Genomic DNA, 4,464 nt, shown 5'->3' on the forward strand with positions numbered 1-4,464 from the left:
CGGCAACCGCGTATGAAACTGGCGACGGCCGCGGTGGCGGTGTGACGCCGTCGGTGTCGGGGTCTGAGGGTGCGGGGTATGAGGTGCAGATCTCGGTGACGTCAGAATCGGCGGCTCCTGGGGGCGGGGGCGGTGATGGTGGCGGTAGTGAGTCGTGGTCCACGCAGGCCACCACCACGGTCCTGCCGGTGTGCTTCTACGACAGTCCCATCCCAGGGTACGCCGTGGCGGAAGGCATGGAGAATCGGTACAAGGAGGCACAGGGCGACCCAGCAATGAAGAAGCGTGCTGACTACGTCGGGGCCAGGGACTATCCTGACTGGAAGAAGCACGGCCAGGAGGACGGTAACTGGTACTTCGCTAACTGCAAGAAGGAACGGGCTCCCGACAGTGAGAGCTTCGGCTGGATCATGTACAACTTCTTCGAGGTGAACAACAATCCCACGTCGGTGTTCGTACCGGCCGGCCAGCAGCCGCCACGAGTCCCGGTGGACGGGGCCACTCTGGCCCGGGCCGCGTGGAACGCGATCAAGCTGCCGACCCCGACAGTGGAGACCAACCCCAAGGTCGGCTCCCAGGGCGCGACCCTGGTGGGCATGGACACCTGGGTGTGGGCCACCGGCTCCACGCCCAAGACCGTGACCGCCACCGCCACCGCCGGCCCGACCACGGCCACAGTGACAGCATCGTCAGCAGGGCTACAGCTGTCGGCCCCCGACGGGAAGGCCTCCTGCCAAGGCTTCGGAGTCGCCTGGCACTCCGGCATGCCCGAGGGCTCCAGCCCCTGCACCATCTCCTTCAACCGCAGCTCAGCCCACCTGGGCGGCACCACACCACTGACGGTATCCGTGGCCTACAGCGTGACCTACACCGGCAGCGACGGCGCCAACGGCACCCTGCCAGGACTCACCACCACCAGCACCATCAACCTCCCCGTCGCCGAGGTCCAGACCCTCACCACCAACCACACCAACCACACCAGCCCCCGCCAGAACTGAGACGGCCACGGGCACCGAAAGACAGTCGAGCGAGAGCTATCAACCAATAGACTTTCCAGGAAACACACATCCCATAACAGGTGGACAACATCAAGTGAACGGACGTGATCCCCACTCCGGGTCTTCCGACAATACACTTCGAACGCAGCGTCAGTCGCCCGCCCGCGCCATACTTGCCGCCCTATTGACGGTGACCCTTCTGGTGCTGATAGGAGTCTCTTGGCACCTACTAAGGAGTCGCGACGACCATACTCGCAAGAAGATGCCTGACCTCACGGTTCCCAGCGTCATTCCGAGCGGTTCCGCTCAAACGTGCTCTGGCATCCCCGGTCGAAGCGTACAGGCGTTGTTGGGTTCCTACGGAGATGACTTGACCTACGATTCAGTGCATCTCCAGAACTACACAATCTGCACCATTATGAACTCAAATGAAAACATTCTCAGGATAGTCTACGGTCATACGGATAGCGACAACATCCCTTCAGACAAGATCGCGACCGAGAAGAACGGGGCGAAACCAGTTGTTCTACAGTCAGCCCCCCAAGGTAGCGGACTCGTAGTATCCACGGAATCTGCTGACGCAGAGCTTGTTTACCAGTGCGGGCAAGGGCAGTTCATCTCGATCACCATCCGCGGCTACGTCCTTGGAACCCCAGTCGAAAGCAACCTGATTAATATGGCGAACTCGATTTCCTCACTGGCTTGCACCACATAGGTAGCCGCCCCCTGCTTCGACCTCCACCAGCAGCGCCGGCAGATACCTCGTCGCCACCCCTCGCAAACGGGGACATCTCACACGTTCGGGGACGTCCTGCGCGTTGGGGGACGAGACTCCTGTCCCCCAACGCGTGAATGGTTCCCGGACCGCTCAGGCCCAGGGCTGGCGCTGGGCCCACTCCTGCGGGCTGACGCGGCGCCCGGTGTAGAAGGGCGTGTCCACGCGCACGTGCATACGCGCCTCCGTATAGCGCTGGTGGTGCAAGACCCCCTCAAGTCGGTCAAGACTGTCGGCCTCGAAACCGAGAATCCACTCATAGTCGCTCAGGCCGAAAGTGGACAGCGTCGAGCCCTTGACGTCGGGGTACTTGGAGAAGCCGTGACGCCCGTGCTGAGCCATCATGCGCGAGCGTTCCTCGGGGTCGAGCAGGTACCACTCGTAGGAGCGCACGAAGGGGTAGACCATGACCCAGTCGCGCGGCGCCACCCCGGCCAGGCAGGCCGGCACGTGGCGAGGGTTGAACTCGGCGGGCGTGTGCAGCCCCATGCAGGACCACACCGGCTCCAGGTAGCGGCCCAGCGCACTGCCGCGCAGGCGGTGGTAGGCGTCCTGCAGGACCTCGGGGTCGTCGTCGAGCCACCACACGAGCAGGTCCGCGTCGGCGCGCAGACCCCCGATGTCATACCAGCCGCGCGTCGTCACGCCACCGGCCTCGACGAAGTTGGCGCTCTCCCCCAGGAGGTGCTCGCGCTCGGGCTGGGAGGCGGGCAGCGGTCGGGTCAGGCGGAAGACGGAGTAAAGGGTGTAGTGGTACTGGTTGTTGATGGCCTCCAGGTCGACATCGGTGGCGTCGCGCGGGTCGCGGTGGGGGCGACGCTCCTCGTCCTCGAAGCGGTGCAGGCCCCCCTCACCGGGGTGACCGCCGGGGTGGCCGTGCTGGCTGCGGGTGTCGGTGCTCATTTCCTCTCCTGGTTCTTATCGGAGCTGCTGGGCTTAGGGCTATCGGAGGCCGGCGCCGTCGGTCCCGTGGTGACTGTGCTGGCTGGGCCGGTTGGGCCGGCCGGGGTGGCGGGTCCCGGGCCGGCAGCACGAGTCCGGGCACACCGTGTGGAAGGGGCCGACGCCGGTGGTCGAGTCGGGTCGGACGTCCTCGCCGCGGGCGGTGGCGGCCCGCTCGACGAGGATGTCGACGAGGGAGTCGACGAAGGCCGGGTGGGTGCCGACGGTGGCGGCGCGCACATACGGCATCCCCAGGTCGCGGGCGGTCTGGGCGGCCTCGGTGTCGAGGTCGAAGACGACCTCCATGTGGTCGGAGATGAAGCCGAAGGGAGCCACGACGACGCCCCCGGGCCTGCCCGTGGGGCTACCGTCGGTCAGGTGCCCGGCGGCCAGGGCCTCAAGGTGGTCGTTGACATCCGGTTCGAGCCAGCGGGCCTGCGGCGGGCCGGAGCGCGAGCAGTAGACGAGGTCGGCCTCGACCGTCTCCAGGCCGAGGCGGCGGGCGACCTCGGACACGAGGACGGCGGCCAGCGCCTCATGCTGGGCGACGTAGGAGACCTCCGTGGACAGGTCGGCGGCCACACCCGGCTCCCGCCGCCCGGTCTCGGTCGGGCCGTCGACGTCGGAGGTGCCGTGAGTGCTCTCGGGGCCCTCCCCCGGGGCGGAGCCGGCCTCCATGCCCAGGGGGATGGAGTGGGTGACGAGCACGAGGCGCACCTCCGTAGCCGCCACTCCCTGCTCGGCCAGCGCCCCGTAGGCCTCGACGATGGCGTCAATGTTGGCCTGCAGCAGGCCGGGGGTGTTGTAGTAGGGGCGCGTCTTGTCCACGGTGAGCTCCACGGGGCCGCCCCCGTCCCCGCCGACCCGGGCGGCGGCGTCGGCCTCGAATCCCTCACCGGTGGAGCCGTCCGTGCCGTCGGCGAGCAGGGCGACGGCGCCGGCCAGGTCCTCGCGGTACTGGCGACACCCGGAGTAGGAGCCGAAGGCCGCGGTGGGCAGGGCCAGGACGCGGCGGGCCCCGGCGTCGGCCAGCTCGCGCAGGGCCTGGCTGACGAAGGGGTGCCAGTTGCGGTTGCCGACGACGATCGGCAGCGTCGAGCCGCGCTCGGCCAGGCGGGCCTGGAGGGCGTCGCGCAGCTCGGCGTTGCGCGCGTTGATCGGGGAGGCGCCGCCGAAGCCCTGGTAGTGGCCGGAGACCTCCAGGAGGCGAGAGTCGGGCACGCCGCGGCCGGCGGTGGCGTTACGCATGAAGGGCAGGACGTCCTCGGGGCGGCGGGGCCCGCCGTAGGACAGCAGGAGGACGGCGTCGTAGGGGGCCAGCGGGTCGGCGGCCGGGAGGCTGGCCGCAGCTCCGGCGAGGTCGGCGGCCGGGAGGGTGTCCGGACGGGCAGCCGGGCGGGCGTCCAGGCGTGCGGGAGCCTTCTGGGTGGTTCCGGGCACGGACGCGGCGGCGTCAGTCATGGTTCTCTCCTGCGCTCTTCAGGCCCCAGACGAGCTCGAGAGCCTGACGGTAGGCCCCCTCGCGGCCCTCCTGGCCGGCGCGGCGGGCCATGACGGTGGGCTGGTGGAGGAGGCGGGCGGCCAGGTGGTGCAGGGCCCGCTCGGCCTGCGCCAGGGGCACCATGGGCTCGCCGTCGATCTGGCCGGCGGCATCGAAGCCGGGCTCGGCGGGGAGGTGACGATGGGGGTAGGCCCCCGCGGCGGCGTCGGCGCTGTTGACCCCGTTCACGCCGGTTCCGGCGCGCCCGT

Annotated in this window: 4 protein-coding genes and 1 pseudogene; 2 read left to right on the top strand and 3 right to left on the bottom strand. The window is 68.7% G+C overall.

Annotation, left to right across the window (positions count from 1 at the left end; translation table 11 throughout):
- Positions 1 to 95: 95 nt before the first annotated feature.
- Both RIV14_RS13345 and RIV14_RS13350 read left to right on the top strand, forming a co-directional pair.
- Positions 96 to 998, top strand: a complete 903-nt coding sequence (locus tag RIV14_RS13345; protein WP_256699394.1) for a hypothetical protein — start codon at positions 96 to 98, stop codon at positions 996 to 998.
- A gap of 370 nt (positions 999 to 1,368) precedes the next feature.
- The gene (locus RIV14_RS13350) at positions 1,369 to 1,713 is read left to right on the top strand and encodes a hypothetical protein (RefSeq protein ID WP_143224269.1); all 345 of its coding nucleotides are present in this window, start codon (positions 1,369 to 1,371) and stop codon (positions 1,711 to 1,713) included.
- Positions 1,714 to 1,866: 153 nt separating this feature from the next.
- Here the strand turns inward: RIV14_RS13350 and hemQ are convergent, their stop codons facing one another.
- The 3 genes and pseudogenes from hemQ to RIV14_RS13365 form a co-directional block, all read right to left on the bottom strand.
- The gene (gene hemQ / locus RIV14_RS13355; protein WP_075373652.1) at positions 1,867 to 2,676 is read right to left on the bottom strand and encodes a hydrogen peroxide-dependent heme synthase; all 810 of its coding nucleotides are present in this window, start codon (positions 2,674 to 2,676) and stop codon (positions 1,867 to 1,869) included.
- A 39-nt stretch (positions 2,677 to 2,715) separates the two neighbouring features.
- Positions 2,716 to 4,176 (bottom strand): ferrochelatase, encoded by a 1,461-nt coding sequence (locus RIV14_RS13360; RefSeq protein ID WP_075373651.1) that lies wholly within the window; start codon positions 4,174 to 4,176, stop codon positions 2,716 to 2,718.
- Positions 4,169 to 4,464 (bottom strand): annotated as a pseudogene (locus RIV14_RS13365) (glutamyl-tRNA reductase); the annotation flags it as partial. The pseudogene RIV14_RS13365 and the gene RIV14_RS13360, both read right to left, overlap by 8 nt.

The sequence above is a fragment of the Actinomyces acetigenes genome (assembly GCF_031296635.1).
GTDB lineage: Bacteria > Actinomycetota > Actinomycetes > Actinomycetales > Actinomycetaceae > Actinomyces > Actinomyces acetigenes.